This is a genomic window from Halorubrum sp. Atlit-28R (assembly GCF_003665955.1).
Lineage (GTDB): Archaea > Halobacteriota > Halobacteria > Halobacteriales > Haloferacaceae > Halorubrum > Halorubrum tropicale.
The window spans coordinates 1-439 of sequence record NZ_QPLS01000278.1 but is presented as its reverse complement, the minus strand read 5'-3'; the positions used below and the strand labels follow the sequence as shown (position 1 = coordinate 439).

Here is a 439-nt window from a genome sequence, read left to right as displayed (position 1 = left end):
CGACCCGGATTGTCACGTCGTCGCCACCGTGGCGAATCGCGTTCGACAGGAGGTTTTCGAAGAGTTGTCGGAGCCGACCGTGATGGGCGTCCACCTCGGCGATACCGTCGATTTTGAGCGTCGCTTCCGGCGAGGAGGTCGCGACGGTGTTCCACGCTTCGGCGACGACTCGTTTGAGCGGTAGCGGCTCCACCTCGTCGACGGTCTGCCCGCTCCGTGCCAACGCCAGCACGTCTTGAATGATGGTCTCCATCCGTTCGTGCGCGACTTGCACTCGGGCGAGTTCGTCGCTGTCGAACTGTTCTTGGGCGAGTTCGAGATAGCCCATGGCTACGTTGAGCGGGTTCTGGAGGTCGTGCGAGACGGCCGACGCGAACGATTCGAGTTGCTCGTTTTGTCGGGCGAGTTCGCGCTCGCGCTGGCGAAGGAGTTGTTCGCG

The 439-nt window shown here is 62.9% G+C and carries 1 protein-coding gene; it reads right to left on the bottom strand.

Annotated elements, in window-relative coordinates; translation table 11 throughout:
• Positions 1-439 (bottom strand): histidine kinase dimerization/phospho-acceptor domain-containing protein (locus DVK06_RS17900; protein WP_303646268.1); only part of this gene is annotated, 439 nt, incomplete at both ends.